Source organism: Butyricicoccus intestinisimiae (assembly GCF_018918345.1).
GTDB lineage: Bacteria > Bacillota > Clostridia > Oscillospirales > Butyricicoccaceae > Butyricicoccus_A > Butyricicoccus_A intestinisimiae.
This window is the reverse complement of sequence record NZ_JAHLQI010000009.1, coordinates 17,667-42,900: the sequence shown is the minus strand read 5'-3', so window position 1 is coordinate 42,900 and position 25,234 is coordinate 17,667. Positions and strand designations below refer to the sequence as shown.

The 25,234-nt window shown below is 51.0% G+C and carries 21 protein-coding genes; 18 read left to right on the top strand and 3 right to left on the bottom strand.

The genetic code is table 11. The features are described 5' to 3' along the window. Positions 1-215: 215 nt before the first annotated feature. Complete coding sequence (gene rpmH / locus KQI75_RS12745) at positions 216-350, bottom strand: 50S ribosomal protein L34 (protein WP_216471213.1); 135 nt, start codon at positions 348-350, stop codon at positions 216-218. Positions 351-628: 278 nt separating this feature from the next. Between rpmH and dnaA the strand changes: the two genes are divergently transcribed. The 13 genes from dnaA (at position 629) to rsmI (ending at position 13,184) form a co-directional block, all read left to right on the top strand. Continuing rightward, the gene (gene dnaA, locus KQI75_RS12740) at positions 629-1,915 is read left to right on the top strand and encodes a chromosomal replication initiator protein DnaA (RefSeq protein WP_216471212.1); all 1,287 of its coding nucleotides are present in this window, start codon (positions 629-631) and stop codon (positions 1,913-1,915) included. Between the two features lie 357 nt (positions 1,916-2,272). Then, the gene (dnaN, locus tag KQI75_RS12735; RefSeq protein ID WP_216471211.1) at positions 2,273-3,388 is read left to right on the top strand and encodes a DNA polymerase III subunit beta; all 1,116 of its coding nucleotides are present in this window, start codon (positions 2,273-2,275) and stop codon (positions 3,386-3,388) included. A gap of 17 nt (positions 3,389-3,405) precedes the next feature. Next, positions 3,406-3,615, top strand: coding sequence for an RNA-binding S4 domain-containing protein (locus KQI75_RS12730; RefSeq protein ID WP_216471210.1), 210 nt, complete (start codon positions 3,406-3,408; stop codon positions 3,613-3,615). Further along, positions 3,612-4,721 carry a DNA replication/repair protein RecF gene (gene recF / locus KQI75_RS12725; protein WP_216471209.1) on the top strand — a complete coding sequence of 370 codons (1,110 nt, stop codon included), beginning with the start codon at positions 3,612-3,614 and terminating at the stop codon, positions 4,719-4,721. Before KQI75_RS12730 ends, recF begins: the two co-directional genes overlap by 4 nt. 269 nt (positions 4,722-4,990) lie before the next feature. Continuing rightward, on the top strand, positions 4,991-5,251 hold the full coding sequence (remB, locus tag KQI75_RS12720; RefSeq protein WP_216471208.1) for an extracellular matrix regulator RemB: 261 nt from the start codon (positions 4,991-4,993) through the stop codon (positions 5,249-5,251). A 162-nt stretch (positions 5,252-5,413) separates the two neighbouring features. Then, positions 5,414-7,351: a DNA topoisomerase (ATP-hydrolyzing) subunit B gene (gyrB, locus tag KQI75_RS12715; RefSeq protein WP_216471207.1), complete on the top strand. Its 1,938-nt coding sequence runs from the start codon at positions 5,414-5,416 to the stop codon at positions 7,349-7,351. 16 nt (positions 7,352-7,367) lie between these two features. Further along, on the top strand, positions 7,368-7,562 hold the full coding sequence (locus KQI75_RS12710) for a hypothetical protein (protein WP_216471206.1): 195 nt from the start codon (positions 7,368-7,370) through the stop codon (positions 7,560-7,562). 5 nt (positions 7,563-7,567) lie between these two features. Beyond that, positions 7,568-10,168 carry a DNA gyrase subunit A gene (gene gyrA / locus KQI75_RS12705; protein ID WP_281416239.1) on the top strand — a complete coding sequence of 867 codons (2,601 nt, stop codon included), beginning with the start codon at positions 7,568-7,570 and terminating at the stop codon, positions 10,166-10,168. Continuing rightward, on the top strand, positions 10,155-10,610 hold the full coding sequence (rnhA, locus tag KQI75_RS12700) for a ribonuclease HI (RefSeq protein WP_216471205.1): 456 nt from the start codon (positions 10,155-10,157) through the stop codon (positions 10,608-10,610). The genes gyrA and rnhA overlap by 14 nt, the downstream gene beginning before the upstream one ends. A gap of 73 nt (positions 10,611-10,683) precedes the next feature. Then, positions 10,684-11,031, top strand: a complete 348-nt coding sequence (locus tag KQI75_RS12695) for an endonuclease domain-containing protein (RefSeq protein WP_246566673.1) — start codon at positions 10,684-10,686, stop codon at positions 11,029-11,031. A gap of 316 nt (positions 11,032-11,347) precedes the next feature. Then, positions 11,348-11,581, top strand: coding sequence for a hypothetical protein (locus KQI75_RS12690; RefSeq protein WP_216471204.1), 234 nt, complete (start codon positions 11,348-11,350; stop codon positions 11,579-11,581). A gap of 38 nt (positions 11,582-11,619) precedes the next feature. Further along, the gene (locus KQI75_RS12685; protein WP_216471203.1) at positions 11,620-12,342 is read left to right on the top strand and encodes a tRNA1(Val) (adenine(37)-N6)-methyltransferase; all 723 of its coding nucleotides are present in this window, start codon (positions 11,620-11,622) and stop codon (positions 12,340-12,342) included. Next, positions 12,342-13,184 carry a 16S rRNA (cytidine(1402)-2'-O)-methyltransferase gene (gene rsmI / locus KQI75_RS12680; protein ID WP_216471202.1) on the top strand — a complete coding sequence of 281 codons (843 nt, stop codon included), beginning with the start codon at positions 12,342-12,344 and terminating at the stop codon, positions 13,182-13,184. The genes KQI75_RS12685 and rsmI overlap by 1 nt, the downstream gene beginning before the upstream one ends. 435 nt (positions 13,185-13,619) lie before the next feature. Here rsmI and KQI75_RS12675 read toward each other — a convergent pair whose 3' ends face one another. After that, positions 13,620-14,159, bottom strand: coding sequence for a PaaI family thioesterase (locus KQI75_RS12675; RefSeq protein ID WP_216471201.1), 540 nt, complete (start codon positions 14,157-14,159; stop codon positions 13,620-13,622). Positions 14,160-14,436: 277 nt separating this feature from the next. On the opposite strand from KQI75_RS12675, the gene nifS reads away from it, so the two are divergent. The 5 genes from nifS (at position 14,437) to KQI75_RS12650 (ending at position 23,701) form a co-directional block, all read left to right on the top strand. After that, complete coding sequence (gene nifS, locus KQI75_RS12670; protein WP_216471200.1) at positions 14,437-15,645, top strand: cysteine desulfurase NifS; 1,209 nt, start codon at positions 14,437-14,439, stop codon at positions 15,643-15,645. Positions 15,646-15,688: 43 nt separating this feature from the next. Beyond that, entirely contained in the window at positions 15,689-16,093 is a 405-nt protein-coding gene (gene nifU / locus KQI75_RS12665) for a Fe-S cluster assembly scaffold protein NifU (protein ID WP_216471199.1), read from the top strand. Between the two features lie 81 nt (positions 16,094-16,174). Further along, positions 16,175-19,687, top strand: coding sequence for a transcription-repair coupling factor (gene mfd, locus KQI75_RS12660; RefSeq protein ID WP_216471198.1), 3,513 nt, complete (start codon positions 16,175-16,177; stop codon positions 19,685-19,687). Between the two features lie 645 nt (positions 19,688-20,332). Next, positions 20,333-22,948, top strand: a complete 2,616-nt coding sequence (clpB, locus tag KQI75_RS12655; protein ID WP_216471197.1) for an ATP-dependent chaperone ClpB — start codon at positions 20,333-20,335, stop codon at positions 22,946-22,948. A 357-nt stretch (positions 22,949-23,305) separates the two neighbouring features. After that, on the top strand, positions 23,306-23,701 hold the full coding sequence (locus tag KQI75_RS12650; protein WP_216471196.1) for an SEL1-like repeat protein: 396 nt from the start codon (positions 23,306-23,308) through the stop codon (positions 23,699-23,701). 48 nt (positions 23,702-23,749) lie between these two features. Here KQI75_RS12650 and mgtE read toward each other — a convergent pair whose 3' ends face one another. Beyond that, positions 23,750-25,129, bottom strand: coding sequence for a magnesium transporter (mgtE, locus tag KQI75_RS12645; protein WP_216471195.1), 1,380 nt, complete (start codon positions 25,127-25,129; stop codon positions 23,750-23,752). Between the last annotated feature and the right edge of the window lie 105 nt (positions 25,130-25,234).

The window sequence follows — 25,234 nt, the reverse complement described above, 5'->3', positions numbered from 1 at the left end:
TAATTTGTGCTGATAACAGAAATGGACCGCAAAGCGGTCCATTTCTGTTCAGCGGTGAAGAGAAACCGACGCGAAGTCCGACGCTTCTCTCACTCATTTGTTGTCCTTCTTTTCAAAAGAGAGCATATCTTTCTCCCCCGAAACGCACATTTCGTGGAAAGACCGCCATCGCGGAGCACGTTCTCTTTTTCACTGTGCGCCCATGCGCACAAGGATTACAGGCTCAGACGCTTACGGCCGCGGGAGCGACGACGAGCGAGAACCTTTCTTCCGTTAGCAGTAGCCATTCTCTTGCGGAAGCCATGCACCTTGCTGCGGTGACGCTTCTTCGGCTGGAAAGTTCTTACCATACTTAGCTGCACCTCCATTCACACTCAAATTCATTGCGTGCGTGTACAAGATACATTATAAGCATGAATTTCTCATTTTGTCAATGCTTATTTGCATATTCTGCTCGTTTTTCGCGGAAAAAAATCATTTTTTCAAGAGTTTTCCTGTGGAAGCTGTGGAAAACCCTGTGGACACGGTGCAAAATTGATGGTATTATATACTCTGTACTGGTATCCGCACAAGCCGGAGCCCGTCCAATTTCATGAACGACCATCCCAAGGGAGAGGAATGATATCATATGAACACACCCGCTGACATCTGGAAACTGGTGCTCGGCTTACTCCAAGGCCGTCTCCAAGCCGTGACGCTGGACGCATGGTTTGACGACCTGACTGCTGTCGAGTTCAAAGATGACACCCTGCTTTTGCACACACCGGATAAATTTAAAAAGGAAATCATTGATGAGCGCTATTTACAGACCATCAAAGACGCACTGCGCGATTTATTCTCCGCGGACATCAACGTTATCGTGACAACCGGAGACGCACCGACGCCGATCGCACACAACAACTATCCGGAAGACGAGTACACCTTTGAACAGTTTATCGTCGGCTCTTCCAACAAATTTGCACACGCCGCGGCAACCGCTGTCGCAAACAATCCGGCCAAAAACTACAATCCGCTGTTTATCTATGGACAATCCGGCTTGGGAAAAACGCATTTGCTCTATGCCATTGCAAACGTCGTGCGCCGCGATCATCCGTCATTCCGCATCATCTATATCAAGGGCGAAGATTTCACCAACGAATTGGTCAACTCCATCGGTGCCGGACAGGTACAGGAATTTCGCGACAAATACCGGCTGGCAGACCTGCTGCTCGTCGATGACATTCAGTTTGTCGCAGGCAAGGATCGCACACAGGAAGAATTTTTCCACACATTCAATGCATTATACGAAGCAAACAAGCAAATCGTATTAACCTCCGACCGACCACCAAAAGAAATTCACACACTGGAAGACCGACTGAAAACCCGATTCGAATGGGGTCTGCTCGCAGACATTCAGCCGCCGGACTACGAAACCCGTATGGCGATCATTCACGTCAAAGCGGATTCTCTGCGCGTCCAGCTTCCGGAGGACGTCGTCGACTACATCGCAAAAACCATCACATCCAATGTGCGCCAGCTGGAAGGAACCGTCAAGAAAATCAAAGCGCTGCACGACTTAATGGAACGCGCCATTGATATTGAACTGGCAAAAGAAGCCGTAGCGGATATTTTTAAGGAAAATCCCGGTCTCAACCCAACACCGGAAATGATTCTCCGCGAAGTTTCCCGCTATTACTGCACACCGGTCGAAAAGCTCAAGGGCAGCGGCAGATCCAAAGATCTCGTCCTACCGCGCCAAGTTGCCATGTATCTTGTTCGTGACCTCACAGATTATTCTCTACCGGAAATCGGCAAAATTTTCTCCCGTGACCACACGACTGTCCTGCATTCCATCAACAAAATCGAAAACTATCTCAAAGAAACCAGCGAAATGGACAACATCATCAAAACACTCAAGACAAATATTCGCGGGTAATCGAATATACATGCATGCTGTATAATTATACACCAGAACGATGGGGATCTCTTGCAAATTTATCCACATATTCCTGTGTACTGTGGAAACATTTCTGTGGATAAGCAATCGGTAAAAAACTTATCCACTTTTCCACCAAAATTATCCACAGGTACAAGAGAACGAAAAAATCCCCAAATTTCGGACGCATCACACGTTTTCCACAGAATGCAGGCCTCTACTACTATTACTAAAATATACTATTCATTCTTATAAGAGAATATACCGTATTCGCTCTATGTATCAGACATCAGACATCGAGCCGGACAGGTATACAACACATCCGTATATTCATCACTATCCATAAGGAGGAGTACCATGCAGTTCTCATGCGAAAAATCCATTCTTCAAGAAGCCATCACCACAGCATCCCGCGCTGTGAGCAATAAAAGCTCCATCGCACTGCTGGAAGGTCTGCTCATCACCGCCGATGCAGCCGGAGGTCTGACGTTATGCGGCTACAATATGTCAATGGGCGTTCGCGTCACCATCCAAGCTACTGTGACAGAACCGGGCACCGCCGTTCTCAACGCACGTTTGTTCGGCGACATGATCCGCAAACTGCCGGATAACACCATTTACGTGGAAACCGATCAGGAAATGCTGACCACCATTCATTGCGGCCGCGCCATGTTCAATCTCGTTGCGTCTGATGCAACAGAATTCCCGCAGCTGCCGGAAGTGGAAAACAGCGAAAATCCGATTATATTGCCGCAATCCATGCTGAAATCCATGATTTCACAGACAATTTTCGCCGTTTCTGACAACGAAACCAAACCAATCCTGACAGGCTGCCTGTTCGAACTGTCCGATGACCAGCTCCGCGTAGCCGCCGTCGACGGATACCGTCTGAGCGTGCGCCGCGAGACGCTGGAAGCACCAGTGCCAACCAACGCCCGTTTCGTCGTTCCTGCATTTGCACTGCGCGAAGTAGAACGAATTCTCAGCGAATCTTCCGATGTCGTGGAAATTTATCCGGATTCTCGCCATATTTTGTTCCGTATCGGCGACACGGTTCTCATCACACGCCTGCTGGAAGGTGAATTCCTCAATTATCAAGCTGCCATTCCGGCGGACGCAAAAGCAGTTATCACAGTCGATGTCAGACAGCTGATCTCCTCGATTGAGCGCGTTTCGCTCATCGTGTCCGAAAAGCTCAAGACACCGGTTCGCATGGAATTTGACGGCTCTTTGCTCAAGCTGAGCTGCATCACTACCATCGGCAAATCGTACGATGAATTTGAATACGACGGCGATGTGCCGCATTTGGAAATCGGATTTAATAACCGCTATCTGCTCGATGCCCTGCGCGCCTGCCCGTCGGAAAAGGTACGCATTTCGCTGCAAGGCAGCCTGAATCCGATTGTGTTCACCCCAGAAGAAGGCAATGCATTCACGTATTTGGTTCTGCCGGTACGTCTGAAGGCAGAGTAAAGGACGGAGAAAATACGATGGAAACAATTGAAATTACCACAGAATTTATCAAAGCGGATGCGTTTTTGAAGTTTGCCGGCGTGTGTTCGACTGGCGGACAAGCAAAGTGGATGATCGAAGAGGGACAGGTGTCCGTAAACGGTGAGACCTGCACGCAGCGCGGCAAAAAGCTGCACAAGGGCGATGTCATTGCGTTGGCTGACGGCCAGCAGTTCCGCATTGTATGAACATCCAAACGCTGTATCTGCGCGATTTTCGAAACTATGAGACTGCACAGCTGGCACTTTCGCCGGGAGTCAATGTATTTTGCGGAGAAAATGCGCAGGGAAAAACCAATATTTTAGAGGCTGTCGGTCTTCTGTCAACTACGCGGCTGTTCCGGTCGGGACAAAAGCGGGATGCTGTGCGCTTTGGCGCACAGCAGGCGGAAGTCCGCGCGGCCTTTTTCGCTGAAAAACGTGACAGAACCGTGCGGGCCGTGATCCCACAGGCGGGGCGCGCACAATTTTTTGTCAATGAGGTCAAGCAAAAACGCCTGTCTGACGTCACGGGTGTGCTGCGAACCGTCTTGTTTTGTCCGGAAGATTTGCTGCTGATTCGGGAGGGCGCCGCTGCACGGCGGCGGTTTATGGATATTGCGCTGTGCCAGCTGCGGCCGAACTATGCGCGGTATCTGTCCGAATATGGAAAACTGCACGAGAACAAGCTGCGCATTTTGAAGGACGCAGAGGAAAAACCATCATTGCTTGACGCACTGGATGATTTCTCCTTCAGAATGTCCGCGATAGGCGGACATATCGTGCGGTACCGCGCGTACTATCTGCGGGCACTGATGGAGAAAGCACAGGGCATTCACGCCTCGCTGTCCGGTAAAAATGAGCAGCTGTCGTACTGCTATCACACCGTGTCCGCTGTGCCGGATCCGTTTGCCTCCGCAAAAGAGATTGGCATGCAGATTTGGGAGCATATGTGTGCACATCGCGCGGCAGAAATCGCATCGCGTTCGTGTCTGTCAGGACCGCACAAGGATGATCTGGAACTGCTCATCGGAGGCCGCTCGGCGAAAAGCTTTGGTTCTCAAGGACAAGTGCGCACGTGCGCGTTGTCGCTCAAGCTTGCAGAGCGTGATATGTTTTATGACAGCACAAAAGAATATCCGATTCTGCTGCTTGATGACGTGCTGAGTGAGCTGGATGCCAAACGGCAGGATTTCGTGCTCAACCGCATCGAAAACGGACAGGTTCTCATTACCTGCTGTGAGCCGGAAAAGCTCGCACAGGTGCAGGGAGGACGCATGTTCTTGGTTTCACAAGGTACGGTGCAGCAGGTATAACGGAAAAGGCAGATGGTTCCTGCGGGAATCATCTGCCTTTTTGCCCTAAAAATTTGCGAAAAAATACCCAGAATGCAACCTGTGGAAAAACGTGTGGAAAAGCTCGCTCGTGTTCGCCGGAAAAGTAAAGAAAAATTGAGGAAAATCAAATATTTTTTGAGAAAACACGTGCAAAACTTCACAAAAAGTGGTATAATAAATATCAGAGTTGGGGCTCCTTTCGGATTCCCCAAAGGACGGAAATTTCACTCGGAGCAGGAGGTGTCTGCATGTATCTGCATCTGGGACAGGATGTGGTCGTTCCGGCCAGTTCCATTCTCGGTGTTTACGATATGGACACTGCAACATGGTCGAAGCATACCCGTGCACTTATCGCCTCTATGGAAAAAGCAGGACGCGTACAGTCTATTTTTGAGGATCTGCCAAAGTCCTGTATTTTGTGTGAAGAAGGCGGTGTGCGCACCCTGTACATTTCCCAGCTTTCGACAGCGACTTTGCTGCGCAGAAGCGAGCAGGGCGCGGCGGAATAATCCGCTCGATTGGATTTTGTTGTGAATAAGACATCCCGTGCAATGCGGGATTGTTTTATTCCATGCTGATTTTTTGTAATTGGAGACAGCAGCCGCAGCCGGCGGCCGGCGCTGTTTTTTCCCTCTCTTAGGAAGGTTCGCCGGAGAAATGGAACGTATGATATGAGTATGAGCGAAGAGATCCTGGATTTGACCGTCAAGGAAACCTATGATGAGAACCAGATTCAGGTGCTGGAAGGACTGGAAGCAGTCCGCAAGCGCCCGGGCATGTACATTGGCTCGACTTCTGCGCGCGGCCTGCACCATTTGGTGTATGAAATCGTGGATAACTCCATCGATGAAGCATTGGCGGGCTACTGCACCCATATTGAGGTGACGTTGGAGCCGGACAGCGTCGTCACCGTGCGCGATAACGGCCGAGGCATTCCGGTCGGCATTCACCCGCAGATGGGTATTCCAACGCTGGAAGTGGTGCTGACTGTGCTGCACGCCGGCGGTAAGTTCGGCGGTGACGGCTACAAGGTATCCGGCGGTCTGCACGGCGTAGGTTCCTCCGTTGTCAATGCCCTGTCCGAATGGCTGGAAGCAACCGTGTATGACGGCGAAAACAAATACACGATGAAATTTGCCCGCGGCAAGACGGTATCTACCCTGCGTTCGGTGCCGTGTGCGCATGAGACCGGCACGACCATTCGGTTTAAGGCGGACGGACAGATTTTTGAAACTTTGCAGTATGACTATGAGATTCTCGCCAATCGGCTGCAGGAGCAGGCGTTCCTCAACGGCGGCGTAAAAATTACGCTGCGCGACGAACGCGATCCGGATGACGAGCCGCGCGAGGACGTGATGCACTATGAAGGCGGCATCAAACAGTTTGTCGCGTATTTAAACCGCAACAAGACGGCGCTGCATCCGGAAGTCATCTATGTGGAGGGCAGCCGCGACAATTCCATGGCGGAGGTTGCACTGCAGTATACCGACGGATACAGCGAAAATCTGCTGTCCTTTGCCAACAACATCAATACAACAGAGGGCGGTACGCATGAGACCGGCTTCAAGTCGGCGCTGACCAAGGTAATTAACGACTATGCCCGCAAGTTTGGCTTCCTGAAGGACAGCGATAAGAATTTCTCCGGCGAAGATGTCCGTGAGGGTTTGACCGCCGTGATTTCCGTCAAGCTGCCGGAGGCGCAGTTTGAAGGCCAGACCAAGACCAAGCTGGGCAATTCGGATATGCGCAATCTGGTGGATTCCATGCTCAGCGAAAAACTGACCATTTTCTTTGAAGAAAATCCGTCTGTCGGCAAGGCGATTATTGACAAGGCACAGACCGCATCCCGCGCAAGAGAGGCAGCGCGCAAGGCGCGTGAAATGACACGCCGCAAGAGCGCACTGGAATCCGGTTCTCTGCCGGGCAAGCTGGCAGACTGTCAGGAGCGAGATCCGAAGCTGACAGAGATTTACATTGTCGAGGGCGATTCCGCAGGCGGTTCTGCCAAGGAAGGCCGTGACCGCCGGTATCAGGCCATTTTGCCGCTGTGGGGCAAGATGCTCAACGTAGAGAAAGCGCGGTTGGACAAGGTCTATGGCAATGATAAGCTGACGCCGATGATTACCGCGTTTGGCGCGGGTTTCGGTGAGGATTTTGATCCGGCAAAGCTGCGCTACGGCAAGATTATTCTGATGGCGGATGCCGACGTCGATGGCAGCCATATCCGAACCCTGCTGCTCACCTTCTTCTTCCGCTATATGCGTCCGCTCATCGAGCAGGGACATGTGTATATCGCACAGCCGCCGCTGTTTAAGAACACCAAGGGCAAGAGCGTGCGCTATACGTATACTGAGCAGGAACAGGTCAGTGTGCTGGCTGAGATGGGTGACGGCGTGGATATTCAGCGCTATAAGGGCCTCGGCGAGATGGATCCGGAACAGCTGTGGGAGACAACCATGAATCCGGAAAACAGAACGCTGCTGCAGGTAACGCTGGAAGATGCTTCGATGGCAGACGAAATCTTTACGCTGCTTATGGGCGAAAAGGTAGAGCCGCGCCGCGAATTCATTCAGAAAAACGCGAAGTACGTCAGCAATCTGGATATTTAATAAGCCGGAGGTACGCATGGACGAATTAAAACAAGCACGGATCAGAGCTGCGGCACAGCAGCTCATGGACGGACATGATGCGCTGGTAGATTTGCTGCCGGCCAAGAAGACGAAAAAGACCTCCGAAGAAGATGCCATCCTAGGGGATGCGCTGGATTCGCTGGAAGAGGCCATTTCTTGTCTCTCTGAATTGTTGGATGAGGAGGCATAAGCAAGTTGGCAAAGGATACTGAAAAGAATAAAATCCATTTTGAAAACCAGAAGATCATTCCGGTCGATCTGGAACGAGAGATGAAAAAATCGTACATCGACTACGCGATGTCGGTTATTGTAGGCCGTGCGCTGCCGGATGCACGCGACGGTCTCAAGCCGGTACATCGCCGTATTCTGTACGCAATGTACGAAGATCACCTGACCGCAGACCGTGCATACCGCAAGGCGGCTACCACCGTTGGTAATGTACTTGGCCGGTACCATCCGCACGGTGATGCCTCGGTATACGACGCGATGGTTCGTATGGCACAGTGGTTCTCGCTGCGCTACCCGATGATTGACGGTCACGGCAACTTCGGCTCGATTGACGGCGACCCTCCGGCAGCTTACCGTTACACGGAAGCGCGTATGAGCAAGCTGGCAGCGCATATGATGACGGATATTGACAAAGATACCGTTGACTTTATGCCGAACTTCGATGACAACCGCAAGGAACCGATTGTTTTGCCGTCGCGTTTCCCGAGCATGCTTGTCAACGGCTCGACAGGTATTGCTGTCGGCATGGCGACCAATATGCCGCCGCACAATCTGACAGAGGTAATCAACGGCATTTGCCATGTCATCGACAATCCGGAAGCAGGTCTTGATGAGATCTGTCAGTATATCAAGGGACCGGATTTCCCGACCGGCGGTGTGATTATGGGCCGCAGCGGCATTCGCGCAGCGTATGCAACCGGCCGCGGCAAGCTCAAGGTTCGTGCGCGCACGCACTTTGAAGAAATGCCGAACAACCGAACCCGCATTGTCGCAACCGAAATTCCATATGGCGTCAATAAGGCGCGTCTGGTGGAGAGCATTGCTGATTTGGTCAAGGATAAGCGCGTAGAAGGCATTTCCGACCTGCGTGATGAATCCGACCGCGAGGGTATCCGCGTTGTCATCGAACTCAAGCGCGATGCCAATGCACAGGTTGTACTCAATCAGCTGTTCCATTACACTCAGCTGCAGGATACATTTTCGGTGAATAATTTGGCACTGGTCAACAATCAGCCGCGCACACTCAATCTGCGCGAGCTCATTGACCAATACATTGAGTTCCAGAGAGAAATTATTGAGCGTCGCAGCCGCTATGAGCTGAAGCGTGCAGAGAAGCGCGCACATATCTTAGAGGGCTTGAAGGTTGCAACGGAAAATATTGACCGTATCATTGCTATTATCCGCGCATCGGCAAATGAGACAGAAGCCAAGCAGAACCTGATTGCAGAGACGTTTATCATCAATCAGATTGCTCTGCTCGGCATCGTAGACGGCAAGGAAGAATATCCGTTCCATCTGGATGAAGAACAGGCACAGGCGATCGTCAGCATGCGTCTGGGTCGTTTGTCCGGTCTGGAGCGTCAAAAGCTCGTCGATGAATACAACGAAATTGAAGGACGCATTCATGAGCTGATGGATGTGCTGGGCAGCCGTCAAAAGCAGCTGGAAGTTGTTCGCACCGAGCTGCTTGCCATTCGCGACAAGTTCGGCGATGAACGCCGCACCGGCATTGAAATCGTAGATGACGATATTGACATTGAAGATTTGATTCCGCAGGAGGACTGCACATATACGCTGACGCACAGAGGCTATATCAAGCGTCTGCCGACCTCATCGTATCGCGCCCAGCGCCGCGGCGGCCGCGGCGTCAATGCCATGGCAACGCGGGAAGAGGATTACGCAGAGGTGCTGTTTGCAGCGTCCTCGCATGACAATATTCTGTTCTTCAGCAGCTTTGGCAAGGTATATCTGCTCAAGGGCTATCAGATTCCGGAGACCAGCCGCACGGCAAAGGGAACCAATCTGGTCAACCTGCTGACGCTGGAAAATGGAGAGACCATTTCCGCGATGTTCAGTGTGCCGGAAGAACAGTACGATGAAAAGCATTATCTGTTCTTTACGACAGAGCGCGGCATTGTCAAGCGCGTTTGCCTCGCTGATATGACACACATCCGCAAGACTGGTCTGCGTGCCCTGTCGCTCAATGAGGGCGATCGCCTGATTGATGTCCGTCTGACCGATGACACGCAGGATATGCTGCTGATTACGGCAAAGGGACGCGGCATTCGCTTCCATGAGAGTGAAGTTCGCGCAATGGGTCGTTCTGCTGTCGGTGTCAAGGGCATTGAGCTGGATGAGGATGACCGCGTGATCGGCGGCGTGCGTGCACGTCCGGAGGGCGAAGTGCTCACGATTACAGAAAACGGTTTCGGTAAGCGGACACCGGTTGAGGATTATTCCATTCATCACCGCGGCGGCAAGGGCATCTTGGCACATGCGCTGAGCGATGCGACTGGTCATATTGCAGGCTGTGCCGTTGTCGATGATGACAATGATGTGCTGATTATCACGGATGACGGCGTCATGATTCGTACGGATGTCGGAGATATTCGTCTGTGCGGCAGAAATTCCAAGGGTGTTATCGTCATGCGCACGGGTGACAATGTCCATGTCAATGCGATTACCCGCGTAGACAAGGAACCGGAGGAAGAACTGGCAGAGGATGAGGTGCCGGAATCTGCCGAAACACAGGACGTGACCGCTGAGGAAACCGATGGCACAGAATAAACATGTCGTGATTTATACCGATGGCGCCTGCTCCGGCAATCCGGGGCCAGGCGGCTTCGGTATTATCCTGCAATACGGAGAGCACCGAAAAGAAATCAGCAAGGGATTTCCGAACACAACCAACAATCGCATGGAGCTTCTCGGTGTCATCACAGCGCTGGAAGCACTCAAAACGCCGTGTACAGTCGATTTGTATTCGGACAGCAAATATGTCATTGATGCCATTCAAAAGGGCTGGGCGGTCAAATGGCGCGCAAAAAATTGGATGCGCACACCCAAAGAACCGGCTAAAAATCCGGATTTGTGGGAACGGCTGCTCGACTTGCTGGAAGTTCACGATGTGACGTTCCATTGGGTCAAGGGTCACGCGCAAAACGAGAATAACAATCGCTGTGATGAGCTTGCTGTGGCGGAGTGGAAAAAAATAAAAGATAACTTATAATATAATTTAAATAAAATTATACAGATAATTATCAAAAGGGGCGAGTGCTATTTCGTTACCGTATCGTCAAGACTTGATATCACGAGCAAAACAGCTCCGAAAAGATGCAACAAAACAAGAAAAACATCTTTGGTATGACTATTTGAGTACGTATCCAGTTAGATTTCAGCGACAGAAAACAATTCGAGGATTTATTGTTGACTTTTATTGCCATGCAGCAAGGCTTGTCATTGAGCTGGATGGTGCACAACACAATGAAGCACAGGGAATGGCATATGACCGGGAGAGAACTGCCGTTTTAGAATCATACCATCTGTTTGTGATACGGTTCTCAAATCAACAGATTGATAAGAATTTTTCGGAAGTTTGTACACAAATCGATCAGATCGTCAAACAACGAACAAAAAGCCTTCCTCTTTGAGGAAGGTGGCACGGCGCAAGCCATGACGGAAGGAGCAGCACGCGAGAAAGTTTGCATTAGAGCTACTCTGATTCGTTTGGCGCGCGGTTCGCAATGGCTTCTTGGCTCTCCCATTGGGAGAGCTGGCATTTGCGAAGCAAATGACTGAGAGGGCAAGGTTCTGCCCAATTCGTATCAGAGTAAATCGGAAAAAACATGCTGGCCAGCTGCTCCCTCAGTCTTGCCGCAAGGCGGCAATCCAGCTCCCTCAAAGAGGGAGCCTAAAAAAGTCTTTCTTCAAAGAACATAAAAATTCAGTCAAACAAGGAGTTTCAACATGGCACTGTTTGTTTCCGAGAAAAATGAAATCATTGCGGCGGTCAATGCCGATTTGCCGTGGGAGCAGATTCCGTATATTGACGAGCCGGACGGCCGCGCATATTATGAGGAGCTGCTCGCGATGCGCGATGCATACGGCATGGCGGCGTTCAATCTGCTGGAAGATGAACCGGATCCGGAATCCGACCGTGGTTGGGAGCATGAAGCACTCAATATGATACATATGGGATAATTTGCATTATAGTATACTAAATGTAGAGGTAGTTGCCTATGCGCCGGACAGATAAATTATGGGGCGGATTTTCGTTGATACAGGATGACCGCTTTTTCAAACTAGGACAGGACACCATGCTTCTGTCCGATTTTGCTTGTCCGCCGGCGCGCGGAAGCATCATGGATTTGGGCTGCGGCAACGGCGCGCTCAGTGTATTGCTGTGCGCACGGCATGCCCATATTACTGTCACAGGATTGGAAATCCAGCCGGAAGTTGCCGCTCTGGCAAAGGAGAATATCACGCACAATGGCTTGGAGCAGCGCATGCGGGTGATTTGCGGCGATATGAAGCAGAGTCAATCACTGTTTTCGACAGGTTCATTTGATTATGTTGTGTGCAATCCACCGTATTTTGCGCAAAACAGCGGATTTTCCGCAAAAGGCGTCAATAAAAGCACGGCACGGCAGGACAGCAGCGGAACGGCGGCAGATGCCGTGCGAGCTGCTGCATATCTCGTCAAATTTGGCGGACGCGCCGCGTTTGTTTATCGGCCGGAACGAATCTGTGAATTGATTACGGAAATGAGAGCCAGACAGTTAGAACCCAAACGCATGCGGTTTGTGCATCAGCGGGCAACCGCTGTGCCGTCTGCGGTTCTGATTGAAGCGCGTCGCGGCAGTGCGCCCGGCGTACAGGTTTTGCCGCCGCTGCTTGTCTGCGGGGAAAACGGAAAACACACGGAAGAATACCGAACGATCTATCACAGGGAGGAATTTTGATGGCAGGAACGCTTTATTTGGTGGCAACACCGATTGGAAACCTGGAGGATCTCACGTATCGTGCGGTTCGGACGCTCGGCGAAGTGGACTTTGTTGCGGCAGAGGATACCCGTGTCAGCGGCAAACTGCTGCATTACTTGGAAATCAGTAAGCCGCTGGTCAGTTATCATGAACACAATAAAAAACAGCGCGGGCCGGAGCTGGTCGAGCGCATATTGGCGGGCGAGAACTGCGCACTGGTGACGGATGCCGGCATGCCGGCAATCAGCGATCCGGGCGAAGATTTGGCAAATTTGTGCCATGAGGCGGGCATTTCCGTGATTCCGGTGCCGGGAGCTTGTGCTGCTGTCAGTGCCTTGGCACAGAGTGGACTGCCGTCCGGAAAATGGTGCTTTGAGGGCTTTCTGCCGACAAACAGTAAGCAGAGAAAAGAACGGCTCGCTGTGCTCAAGCAAGAAACACGGACTTGCATTGTCTATGAGGCACCGCATCGGCTGCGTGCAACGATGCAGGAGCTGGCACAGCAGCTGGGAGAACGCCGCGTGAGTATTTCACGAGAGATTACCAAGCTGCACGAAGAATGCCTGCGCATGACCCTGCCGGAGGCGGCGGCATATTATCAGGAGACAGAACCGCGCGGCGAGTTTGTACTTGTCATTGAAGGTGCGTCCGATCATCCGGAACAGCGAGCGGCAGATCAGATGGAACAGGCCATTGCACTGACCGAAGAATTGACAGCTGCCGGTCTGACCCTGCGCGATGCCGTCAAACAGGCGGCGAAGCAGACCGGTGCGCGCAAAAATCAGCTGTATCAGACCATGCTGGCGCGACAAGAAGAATAAATTCTTGGCTCTCCCTCTGGGAGAGCTGGCATTTGCGCAGCAAATGGCTGAGAGGGCGAATCTCTAACGAATTCGTATCAGGCAAGCCTGAGAAGGAAAGTAGCCGATACAAGCCCTCTCTGTCGCTGCGCGACATCTCTCCCAAAGGGAGAGACAAGTTTGGTTTGTGCGTAAGATAAGAGCAGTAAAATCACCAGTCTTTTCACTGGTGATTTTTATTTGTATAAAATTATTATAAATATACTTTAAGTAATTTTGATAAAAACAAAAAATAGACAAGCCGGATGTTGGGGACATCCGGCTTGTCTTGTACAAAACTTAAAGGGGGGTAAAAAAGAGAGATAAAAGAAAAATCTTTTATATAGCCATTCCTGACTACATGTTCAGTATACCGTAGCTATGTGTACATTGTGTGAATAAAATGAGAAAAAACCGTTAGGACGAAAATTTTTTCTCGGATGTTGCAGGGACACGCCCTTCTTTGGCGGCTTGTTCGCGCAGGCGCTTGTTTTCCGCGTGGGCGGCATCTGCTTTTGGTGTGACCGCATACGTTGCGGTCGCCGTGCACACCAGCTTGTCCGGCGTGTCCTCCATCCAGCCGCGTGCACTGGCGTGGAACAGCTTGCGTCCGCGGAAGGTAATTTCCGACTCGACGATGAGATTTCCGCCGATGCGGCCGGGGCGGATATAGTTGACCGTCATGGTAGCGGTCGGACACAAATGAAAATCTGCATTGTAATATACGAGCAAGCCCATGCCCATGTCCATCATGGCACTGGTGACGCCGCCGTGCAGCCAGCCCATCGGATTGCGCATTTCCGGCTTGAGACGGTAGCGCACGGTACATTTCATGCCATCCTCACTGCAAGAGACGAATTCCGGCGGGATGCGATTGTTCACAGAGCCTTGCTCTGCATTGGTTCGGCGGTTGATTGCGACGCGAAGCCGCTGTTCATGATACTGAGAATGATTCATGAAAGCTCAGTCCTTTTTCTTTTTTTTCAGTGTATCATGTTACGGAGACTTCTGTCAAACACGCCCGCAGTTTTCTTTCGAATTTATATTGTATTCTAAATCCGGAAATAGTAAAATAAAACTGTTCTTCTGCAAAGCAAGCAAAAAATTATGGGAAAATTTCCGATTATTTTACTGGGCTATTGAAATGAACACCAATTTCGTGTATATTAGTATCGCAGACAGGTATTGCCTGCGTGATAATAAAAAAACCTATATCTTTAGGAGGATATGAAATATGGAACGTGTTGTTTATTCGGATAACGCGGCTACCACACCAATTTCCAAGAACGTATATAACGCGATGCTGCCGTACCTGACGACCGGTTATGGCAACCCGTCCAGCCTGTACAAGCTGGGTCGTGATGAGAAAAAGGCGATGGATGAAGCACGCGGCCATCTGGCAAAGTTCTTCAACTGTGACCCGAACGAAATTTACTTTACTTCCGGCGGTTCTGAGGCGGACAATCTGGCAATCAAGGGCCTGTTCTTCTCCGGCAAGCTGCCGAAGAACAAGCGTCATATTATCACCAGCACCATTGAGCACCATGCTGTTCTGTATACCTGCGAATTCATGCAGAAAATCGGCTATGATGTCACGTTCGTCGGCGTAGACGAGCAGGGTCATGTCAAGCTGGATGAGCTGGAAAATGCCATCACAGAGGACACCGCGCTGGTATCCATCATGGCAGCAAACAACGAAATCGGCACCATTCAGGATTTGAAGGCGATTTCGGATATTTGCCACAAGCACGGCGTGCTGTTCCACACCGATGCAGTACAGGCAGTTGGCCACATGCGCATTGATGTGAAGGAAATGGGCATTGACATGCTGTCTCTGTCCGGTCATAAGCTGCATGCACCGAAGGGTACCGGCGCCCTGTATTGCCGCAAGGGCATCAAGCTGGAGCCGCTGATTCACGGCGGCGGACAGGAGCGCGGTCTGCGCAGCGGCACGGAAAATGTTGCCGGTATTGTCGGCTTGGGCGAAGCCATTCGTTATGCAGACGAAAATATGGAAAAGAACATGGCATATGTCAAGGGTCTGCGTGACCGTCTGATTGAAGGCGTGCTCAAGATTCCGTATACCCATCTGACCGGTGATCCGGTAAACCGTCTGCCGGGCACCGCAAGCTTTGTTATCGAGTGCATCGAGGGCGAGTCTCTGGTGCTGCGTCTGGATCTGGCAGGCATTGCTTGCTCGACCGGCTCCGCATGCTCGACCGGTTCTCTCGATCCGTCTCATGTTCTGATGGCAATTGGCCTGCCGCACGAAATCGCACACGGTTCTCTGCGCGTCACGCTGAGTGAGCAGAACACCGAGGAAGATGTAGATTACTTGATTGAAAAGATCACATATGTTGTCAAGACGCTGCGCGATATGTCTCCGGTATGGGATGAGATGATCAGCGGCCAGCCGATGCTGAAGATGTTTGACAACAAGTAAGAATATTTTAGGAATTGTATTGCAATAAAAGGAGTTTATCACTATGGATTACAGCGAAAAGGTAATGGATCATTTTGCCAATCCGCGCAATGTCGGCGTGATTGAAGATGCCAATGCTGTCGGCGAAGTAGGCAATGCCAAGTGCGGCGACATCATGAAGATGTATATGAAGATCAACGACGAGGGCGTCATTGAGGATATCAAGTTCAAGACCTTCGGCTGCGGTGCAGCTGTTGCGACCAGCTCGATGGCAACCGAGATGGTGAAGGGCAAGACCATTGAAGAAGCACTTAAGCTGACCAACAAGGCAGTGGCAGAGGCGCTGGACGGTCTGCCGCCGGTAAAGATGCACTGCTCTGTTCTGGCTGAAGAAGCAATTCAGGCAGCTCTGACCGATTACTACACCCGCAAGGGTCTGAATCCGGATGACTATATCCCGAAAAAGTAAGAGAATCATCCAAAAATTTCATCGAAATAAGCCGCATACAGACGTATGCGGCCTTTTCGGCGTGTATAAGGAGTTTTTCCCATGGAACGTATCACACAGCTGATTGCTGACTTAACGGAATATGACAGCATTGCGGAGGGACTGAAGGCGGGCAAATCACCGGTTGAGGTGACAGGTCTCGCACCGATTCACAAGGCAAATCTGACGGCAGCGCTGGCGGGACAGCTACACAAACAGGCGGTTGTCATCTGTGCGGATGATTTGGCGTGCAGCCGCATGGCGCGCGATCTGGAAGCATTTTCGGAGCGTCCGGTGGAAATTCTTCCGGCAAGGGAATTTGTTTTTCATAACATCGAATCGTCCTCCCGCGAATACGAGCATAAGCGTATTTCCGCGCTGCGCAATTTGCGGCTCGGCAAAAAGACCATTGTTACAACGGTTCCAGCGCTGCTCATGGCGACCATGCCGCCGGAAAAAATGCAGGAGGCCATGTTCTCGATTGATTTTAACGGAGAATATGAGATAGAAGATCTGATTCAAAAACTGCTTCTGGCGGGCTATCGGCGCTGTATGCAGGTAGAAGGTGAAGGACAGTTTTCGGTACGCGGCGGCATTCTGGATATTTTTGTGCCGGGAGAAGACTATCCGGTTCGCATAGAGTTTTTTGACACGGAAGTGGATACGATGTCCTATTTTGACATCGGCTCTCAGCGCCGCACGCGTTCACTGGAAAAGCTGCTGTGCGTGCCGAACATGGAAGTTCTGCCGACGCTGGCGCCGGACGGCATGAAGGGACTGGTCAATAAGCTGACCGGTATTATGCTTTCCCGAACCAATAAACATCCGGAGCTGGATAAAAATCTGCGCCGCGATATTGAGCGGCTCAATAACGATGGCATTTTTCCGGCAGCAGATAAATATTTGCCGCTGATTTATCCGCAGCTGACCTGTGCCGCTGCGTATATTCCGGAGGAAGCACTGGTCTGTTTTGATGACTTCCGTGCGGTGCGTGAGGCGGCCCGTGTATTCACGCTGCGCATGAAGGAAGATGTGGAAGCACTGCTGGAGCGCGGACAGATTTTTGGAAAAAATGCGGTATATCAGCGCAGTCTGGAAGAAGTCATGCAGCAGCTTGCATCGCACAGTATGCTGTATTTGGAGACGTTTTTGAGCTCTGTGCCGGAATGTCCGCCAAAATTGGTGACGGAAATCAAGGCAAAGCAGCTATCTCCGTATTCCGGAAACACGGAAGCAGCCGCGTCGGATATTCGTGCCTATCAGGATATGAATTATCGTGTCATTGTCCTATGTTCCGGCGATATGCGCCGCACGACCATGAAAGAAATTTTGCAGGAGCATGGCATTGACGCGCGGGTGACGGACAGACTGCCGCGGCAGGGCGGTGTCAGCATTTTAGACGGCAGTTTGTCTGCCGGCATCGAATATCCTTCGCTCAAAACGGCGGTTTTGACGGAAGGACAGATGCTTGCTGCGCGAAAAAAGAAAAAAGAACGCCGCAAAAAATCCAATCGAGATCATGTGCGCAGTTATACAGACCTGACGCCGGGCGATTTGGTCGTACATGAACACCACGGCATCGGCCGGTTTGTCGGCATGGAGCGCATGCGGGTAGAGGGCACGTATCAGGACTTTGTCAAGATTGCGTTCGCCGGTACGGATTTTCTGTATGTTCCGGCGACCAGTTTGGATTTGATTTCCAAATACATCGGTGCGGGTTCGGACGCGGCGGAAAGCGGCCGCGTGCGGCTCAACAAACTGGGCGGTGCTGAATGGCAGAAAACACGCAGCAAGGCAAAGGCTGCAGTCAAAGAGCTGGCAGTCAATCTGATTGCGCTGTATGCAGAGCGCGAGCGCAAACGCGGCTATGCCTTTCAAAAGGATGACAGCTGGCAGCATGAATTTGAATCGGCGTTCGAACATGAGGAAACCGAGGATCAGCTGCGCTGTGTACAGGAAATCAAGCAGGATATGGAATCCGAACGCCCCATGGATCGCTTGTTGTGCGGCGATGTCGGCTTTGGCAAAACCGAAGTCGCGCTGCGTGCGGTCATGAAGTGTGTGCTCGGCGGCAAGCAGGCGGCAATTCTTGTGCCGACGACGGTTTTGGCACGCCAGCATTATCTGACCTGCATGGCTCGTTTTTCCGGATGGCCGGTCAAGATTGAAATGCTCAGCCGCTTTAAAACAGCCAAAGAGCAGAAAATCATTCTGGAAAAAGTCAAAACCGGACAGATAGACCTGCTCATTGGCACGCATAAGCTGTTTAACAAGAGCATGAAATTTAAGGATTTGGGCTTGCTGATTATTGACGAAGAACAGCGGTTTGGCGTATCACACAAAGAAAAACTCAAAGAAATGGCGCGGCAGGTGGATGTGCTCACGCTGTCCGCAACGCCGATTCCGCGCACGCTGAACATGGCGCTGTCCGGCATTCGTGATATGTCTGTACTCGAGGAGCCGCCGCAGGATCGGCATCCGGTACAGACCTATGTGATGGAGTACGATGCCGGTGTCATTGCGGAAGCCATGCGGCGGGAATTTTACCGCGGCGGACAGACCTATTATCTGCACAATGAGGTCAGTTCCATTGACACGTGTGCGGCAAAACTCAAAAAAATGCTGCCGGATGCAGAAATTGCGGTGGCGCACGGCAAGATGAGCCAGCGGGAGCTGTCGCGCATCATGACGCGCATGAGTGACGGCGACATTGATGTGCTTGTGTGCACGACAATTATTGAGACAGGTATTGACATTGCGAATGCCAATACGCTGATTATCGAGGACGCCGATCATATGGGCTTGTCTCAGCTGCATCAGCTGCGCGGCCGTGTCGGTCGCTCGGCGCGGCATGCGTTTGCATATTTTACGTTCCAGCGCGGAAAAACACTGTCGGATATTTCGCAAAAGCGCTTGAATGCGGTGCGGGAATTTGCAGAATTTGGCTCCGGTTTCAAGATTGCCATGCGAGATTTGGAGATTCGCGGTGCGGGCAATGTGCTCGGCGCAGAGCAGTCGGGACATTTGATGAATGTCGGCTATGATTTGTATTTGAAGCTGCTCGAAGAAGCGGTTTTGGAGGAAAAGGGCGAAAAGCCGCGTTCCAGCACCGATTGCACGGTGGAGCTGCTGGTCAATGCCAATTTGCCGGAGAAATATGTCGAGGATTCCGGTCAGCGCGTGGACTTATATCGCCGCATTGCTGCGATTCATACAGAGGAAGAACGAGCAGACCTGCTGGATGAGATGATTGACCGCTTTGGCGAGCCGCCGGCATCGGCAGTTGCGCTGTGTGATATTGCGCTGCTGCGCGCCCGCGCTGCCGTGCAGGACATCATGGACATTCGTCAGAAGGACGGCAGAATCTATCTGACTTGGGCGAAAGACGGCACGGATCTGCGCCGCATGGCGGCACTGTGCGGCATGCAGAAGTACAAAGGCCGTTTGCTGCTCAACGCAGGCGAAGAACCATATCTGTCGCTGCGCCTGAATCCAAAGGAACGCCCGCTTGAGATGGCGCAGGAGCTTGTCATGCTGTATACGCAGCTCGGAGAAAAAATGCAAGAAAACAAATAATATAAAGCAACAAATATTATACTATTAGTATACAAACCGTGTCGACTTCGTGATAAACGAAGCTGGCACGGTTGTTTTTCGCACAATTTAACTCGTCTCTCCCTCTGGGAGAGTCGAGAAGCAGGTGCGAACTGCGCACGCTGAATAAATCAGAATTGCCCTGATGCAGACCTGTCCGCGTGTTGCTCCTTCCGTCACGGCTCGCGCCGTGCCACCTTCCTCAGAGAGGAAGGCTTTTGTATCGCGCAATTTAACTAGTCTCTCCCAAAGGGAGAGCCGAGAAGCCGGTGCGAACTGCGCGCCTGACGAATCAGAATTGCCCTGATGCAGACCTGTCCGCGTGTTGCTCCTTCCGTCACGGCTTGCGCCGTGCCACCTTCCTCAGAGAGGAAGGCTTTTGTATCGCGCAATTTAACTAGTCTCTCCCAAAGGGAGAGCCAAGAAGCCGGTGCGAACTGCGCGCCTGACGAATCAGAGCTGCTTTGTCAGGAATTAGCACTCTCGTATGCTGAGTGCTAAAATTAACAAACTTGTAACAACTATGCTATTGCATTTCCTTTTAGACGGAACTATAATGCAGGTGTTAGGAAATCTAAAGACGATGTGTCACATATGATACACAGTCCGGCCAAGGGAGGTAACACCATGAATGCACAAAAATTTACGCAAAAATCTCTGGAAGCAATCCAAGATGCAAATGCGCTGTACAATGAGTATGGCAATGCAGAGATGGGACAGGAGCATTTGCTGCTCGCCCTGCTGCATCAGGACGGCGGATTGATTGCCCAGCTTATGACAAAAATGGGCATTGACCCGAATAATCTCGAAAGACAGACGCGTCAGGCAGTGGAAAAGCTGCCGCGTGTATCCGGCGGACGCGATGCCAGCCGCATGTACGTCACCTCGGATTTGCAAAAAACCTTGAATGAGGCAGAACATGCCGCAGAGCAGATGAAGGACGATTTTGTTTCGGTGGAGCATTTGTTCCTTGCGCTGATCGACACGGCTTCCGGTTCTGTTCGTGATCTGTTCCGCACGTTTGGCATCCAGAAAAATAATTTCTTGCAGGCTTTGTCCTCTGTGCGCGGCAATCAGCGCGTGACAACGGATTCTCCGGAGGACACCTATGATGCGCTGAAGAAATACGGCACGGATTTGGTCGAGCAGGCTCGCCAGAAAAAGATGGATCCGGTCATCGGCCGAGATGATGAGATTCGTAATGTCATTCGGATTTTGTCTCGTAAAACCAAGAACAATCCGGTTCTGATCGGTGAACCGGGCGTCGGCAAGACCGCCATTGCAGAGGGTCTGGCACAGCGTATTGTGCGCGGTGACGTGCCGGGTACGCTGAAAGACAAGACCATTTTCTCGCTGGATATGGGCTCGTTGGTCGCCGGTGCGAAGTACCGCGGCGAATTTGAGGAACGTCTGAAGGCGGTTCTGAATGAAGTCAAAAAGAGCGAAGGCCATATCATTCTGTTCATTGATGAGCTGCATACCATTGTCGGCGCAGGCAAAACAGACGGCGCCATGGACGCCGGCAACCTGTTAAAGCCGATGCTGGCACGCGGCGAGCTGCACTGTATCGGTGCAACGACACTGAACGAGTATCGCCAGTATATCGAAAAGGATCCGGCACTGGAACGTCGTTTCCAGACCGTCATGGTCGGTGAGCCGACAGTGGAAGATACCATTGCGATTCTGCGTGGTCTGAAGGAACGCTATGAAGTCTATCACGGCGTAAAGATTCAAGATTCTGCGCTGATTGCAGCCGCTACACTGTCCAATCGGTACATTACCGACAGATTCCTGCCGGATAAGGCGATTGATCTGGTCGATGAAGCGTGTGCAATGATTCGCACGGAAATTGACTCCATGCCGACCGAGTTGGATGTTATTCAGCGCAAAATCATTCAGCACGAAATCGAAGAAGCAGCCCTCAAGAAAGAGGATGACAAGCTGTCCAAGGAGCATCTGGCAGAAATTCAGAAGGAATTGGCAGAGATGCGCGAGCAGTTCAATTCGATGAAGGCGCGCTGGGACAACGAAAAGAATGCCATTGGCAAGGTACAGAAGCTGCGTGCAGATATTGAGCAGTTAAATGCAGATATCGAACGCGCAGAAGAACGATATGACCTCAACAAGGCTGCGGAACTCAAATACGGCCGGCTGCCGGAACTGAAAAAGCAGCTGGAAGAGGAAGAAGCAAAGGCCGAGCAGGCAGAGGGCAAGCACACCCTGCTGCGTGATAAGGTCACCGATGAAGAAATTGCCCGCATTATCGAGCGTTGGACCGGCATTCCGGTTGCCCGTCTGATGGAGGGTGAGCGCGAGAAGCTGCTGCATTTGGAAGACACCCTGCACAAGCGTGTCATTGGTCAGGATGAAGCGGTGAAGCGTGTATCCGAAGCGATTCTGCGTTCCCGCGCAGGCATTCAGGACCCGAATCGTCCGATTGGTTCGTTCCTGTTCCTCGGCCCAACCGGTGTCGGCAAGACCGAGCTGGCAAAGACGCTGGCAGCTACGCTGTTTGACGATGAAAAGAATCTGGTTCGCATTGATATGTCTGAGTATATGGAAAAATACTCCGTCTCTCGTCTGATTGGCGCACCTCCGGGATATGTCGGATACGAAGAAGGCGGCCAGCTGACCGAAGCGGTTCGCAGAAAGCCGTACTCGGTTGTTCTGTTCGATGAAGTCGAAAAGGCACATCCGGATGTATTCAACGTCCTGCTGCAGGTACTGGATGACGGTCGTATCACCGACTCGCAGGGTCGTACCGTGGACTTCAAGAACACCATTATCATTCTGACTTCTAATCTGGGTTCGTCTGTTCTGCTCGATGGCATCGGCGCAGATGGTGAAATCCGTGAGGATGCAAAACAGCAGGTACATGAACTGCTGCGCCGCTCGTTCCGTCCGGAATTCCTCAACCGTCTGGATGAGATTGTATTCTACAAGCCGCTGACCAAGGAGAATATTACGGGTATCATTGACCTGCTGATTCAGGCTCTGAGCAAGCGTCTGGAAGACAAGCAGCTGTCGGTAGAACTGACCGATGCCGCAAAGCAGTATGTCATTGATAACGGCTACGATCCGGTTTACGGCGCTCGTCCGCTCAAGAGATTCTTGCAGCGCAATGTGGAGACACTGCTTGGCAGAACGATTATTGCGGGTGATCTGTCTGAGGGCACAAAGCTGGTTGTTGATTACCAGAATGGCGAATTGACAGTCACACCGGTATCCGTTGTGTCGGAGTAATCGGAAAATCTGCACATGGATGCAGGGAAAATAATGTCGTATATTGTTAAAAATGCAGTCCTGTGAAAACAGGGCTGCTTTTTTGCTGTATTCTTTGGAATATATGTCAATATGTATGATAAAAAATAAACAATGTGAGAAAGCGGATTGTATATATTAGATAAAATGAAATAAAAAACAAGAGATATATGCGATAAATATGGAGAAAATGAGGAATATTTCGATTTATAACAAGAAAAAGATTGAGAATAACTTGACAAAAAGGAAAAGGCGTTCTATCATATGAAAAGTGCAAAAAAGCACAGAAAAAAGCACGGAAAAAGATAAATCAGAAATGTGTTGCGGGGGATCGAACATATGAAGCATATAAATCCGGGCGAACAATTCCGCATACCGATGGATGCGGTAGAGGATGATGTCGAAAAATCAGGAAACAAACGTCTGAAAACGATCTGGGAGAAAATACAGCAGGAACAGGACGTCGATGCGATGGAATACATGAGCTTGGCGTACATCTATGGAAACAGCGGCCTTCCGGCGAGTTTGGAAAAGGGGATTGGATTTCTGCATTTGGCAGCACAGGGCGGCTGCACGACGGCACAGCACTACATGGCGGACTGCTACGCCTATGGGATTGGCGTGCCGCAAAACATTGGTCTGGCATGCAGATATTATCGCCTGTCGACACAGGACAGCGATGACGAGCTGAGAGAAACAGCACGCCGACAGCTGGAAAGACTACAGACATATTAAAAAAAGAAACGGCGCGTGTGCCGTTTCTTTTTTGTTGCGCCCGCAGCGCTAAGCCAGATGAAAGACATCAATCAAGAAAATCATGGCGAGTCCATAGTACGTCACCACGGCAACGAGATCGTTGACAGTTGTGATGAGCGGGCCGGAAGCCACAGCCGGATCAATGTGAATTTTATGGAAAAATATGGGAATTACCGTGCCCACAAGGCTGGAAATAATCATCGCTACAATGAGCGAAATGCCGACACAGCCGGACAGCAGAAAGGCCTGTCCCCAATCGTATCCTTTAAAGAAGTGGATATAGATGCCGAGTGATACCAGCGTCAGTACAGCCAGCAGGGCGCCGTTGATGAGACCTACACGCATTTCCTTGAACAGCAGACGGAGCTTTTTGGTGCCGGTCAGATTTTCGTCCATCAGCACGCGAATGGTGACCGCCAGAGACTGGGTGCCGACATTGCCTGCCATGTCCAGAACCAACGACTGGAAGCAAATGACAATTGGCAGCACAGCGACAACCGACTCAAACATGCCGACAACGGATGACACCAGCATGCCGAGAAACAGCAGCGCAATGAGCCAGGGAAACCGCTTTCGAACGCTGTCCCAAACGCCTTCGTTGAGATCTTCTTCTCCGGTCAAGCCGCCCAATTTTGCGTAGTCATCGCCGAGTTCGTTGTCAACCAATTCTACAACATCCGATGCAGTGATAATACCAATCAGTTCTTTGTCGCTGTTCAGCACAGGGAGAGAACGTTCGGCGTAATCCACGATCTGGTCAATACAAGCTGAAATTTTCTCATGATCGGTCACATACGGATAGGAACGAACGATGAGTTTTTCCAGTGAATCTTCAGAACGAGCGATAATCAAATCCTTCAAGTCGATGGCGCCGTAAAACCGGCCGCTCTCATCTACAACATATAAGATGGAAATATTGTCGTTTTCTCCTGCCTGCCTGACGAGTTCCTTCATGGCCTGCCGAATCGTCATGCCCTTTCGAATACAGATGTAATTGGTCGTCATGCTGCTGCCGATTTCATCTTCATCGTACGAGAGCAGCATTCTGACATCCTCGGCGGAATCTTCATCCAGATGGCTGACGATTTTGCGTTTGTCTTCTTCCTCCAAATCGTCCAAGGCGTCTACGGCATCGTCGGAATCCATGTTGGAGATGACCTTTGCAGCTTCTTTGCTGGGCAACTCCTTCAAATACGGTTCCGCATCGTCAAAATAGGAAAAAATCTCTGCGACATACTCTATGCCCAGTATGGGATACAGCTTTTGACGCTCTTCCGGCGTCAGGGCGGTCAGTGCATCTGCCAGATCATTTTCGTGATAGTTTAACAGCTTTTCCCTCAGCTCTGCCGGTGCGGAGTTGCTGCGGATGATGGACAAAATTTCCTTTGGATAGTTTTTGTTCTGCATATACATCACCTCGTTAAAAAGTTGCTAATTTTTTAAAAGCATACTACGATGGTCGTTGCTTTGCAACCCTTTTTACAAAAACTTTTCATTCTTGTTTCGAACAAG

Coding starts and splice junctions, on each gene's coding strand:
- rpmH (WP_216471213.1), bottom strand. CDS start 350: ATGGTAAGAACTTTCCAGCCGAAGAAGCGTCACCGCAGCAAGGTGCAT.
- dnaA (WP_216471212.1), top strand. CDS start 629: ATGAACACACCCGCTGACATCTGGAAACTGGTGCTCGGCTTACTCCAA.
- dnaN (WP_216471211.1), top strand. CDS start 2,273: ATGCAGTTCTCATGCGAAAAATCCATTCTTCAAGAAGCCATCACCACA.
- KQI75_RS12730 (WP_216471210.1), top strand. CDS start 3,406: ATGGAAACAATTGAAATTACCACAGAATTTATCAAAGCGGATGCGTTT.
- recF (WP_216471209.1), top strand. CDS start 3,612: ATGAACATCCAAACGCTGTATCTGCGCGATTTTCGAAACTATGAGACT.
- remB (WP_216471208.1), top strand. CDS start 4,991: ATGTATCTGCATCTGGGACAGGATGTGGTCGTTCCGGCCAGTTCCATT.
- gyrB (WP_216471207.1), top strand. CDS start 5,414: ATGAGTATGAGCGAAGAGATCCTGGATTTGACCGTCAAGGAAACCTAT.
- KQI75_RS12710 (WP_216471206.1), top strand. CDS start 7,368: ATGGACGAATTAAAACAAGCACGGATCAGAGCTGCGGCACAGCAGCTC.
- rnhA (WP_216471205.1), top strand. CDS start 10,155: ATGGCACAGAATAAACATGTCGTGATTTATACCGATGGCGCCTGCTCC.
- KQI75_RS12690 (WP_216471204.1), top strand. CDS start 11,348: ATGGCACTGTTTGTTTCCGAGAAAAATGAAATCATTGCGGCGGTCAAT.
- KQI75_RS12685 (WP_216471203.1), top strand. CDS start 11,620: ATGCGCCGGACAGATAAATTATGGGGCGGATTTTCGTTGATACAGGAT.
- rsmI (WP_216471202.1), top strand. CDS start 12,342: ATGGCAGGAACGCTTTATTTGGTGGCAACACCGATTGGAAACCTGGAG.
- KQI75_RS12675 (WP_216471201.1), bottom strand. CDS start 14,159: ATGAATCATTCTCAGTATCATGAACAGCGGCTTCGCGTCGCAATCAAC.
- nifS (WP_216471200.1), top strand. CDS start 14,437: ATGGAACGTGTTGTTTATTCGGATAACGCGGCTACCACACCAATTTCC.
- nifU (WP_216471199.1), top strand. CDS start 15,689: ATGGATTACAGCGAAAAGGTAATGGATCATTTTGCCAATCCGCGCAAT.
- mfd (WP_216471198.1), top strand. CDS start 16,175: ATGGAACGTATCACACAGCTGATTGCTGACTTAACGGAATATGACAGC.
- clpB (WP_216471197.1), top strand. CDS start 20,333: ATGAATGCACAAAAATTTACGCAAAAATCTCTGGAAGCAATCCAAGAT.
- KQI75_RS12650 (WP_216471196.1), top strand. CDS start 23,306: ATGAAGCATATAAATCCGGGCGAACAATTCCGCATACCGATGGATGCG.
- mgtE (WP_216471195.1), bottom strand. CDS start 25,129: ATGCAGAACAAAAACTATCCAAAGGAAATTTTGTCCATCATCCGCAGC.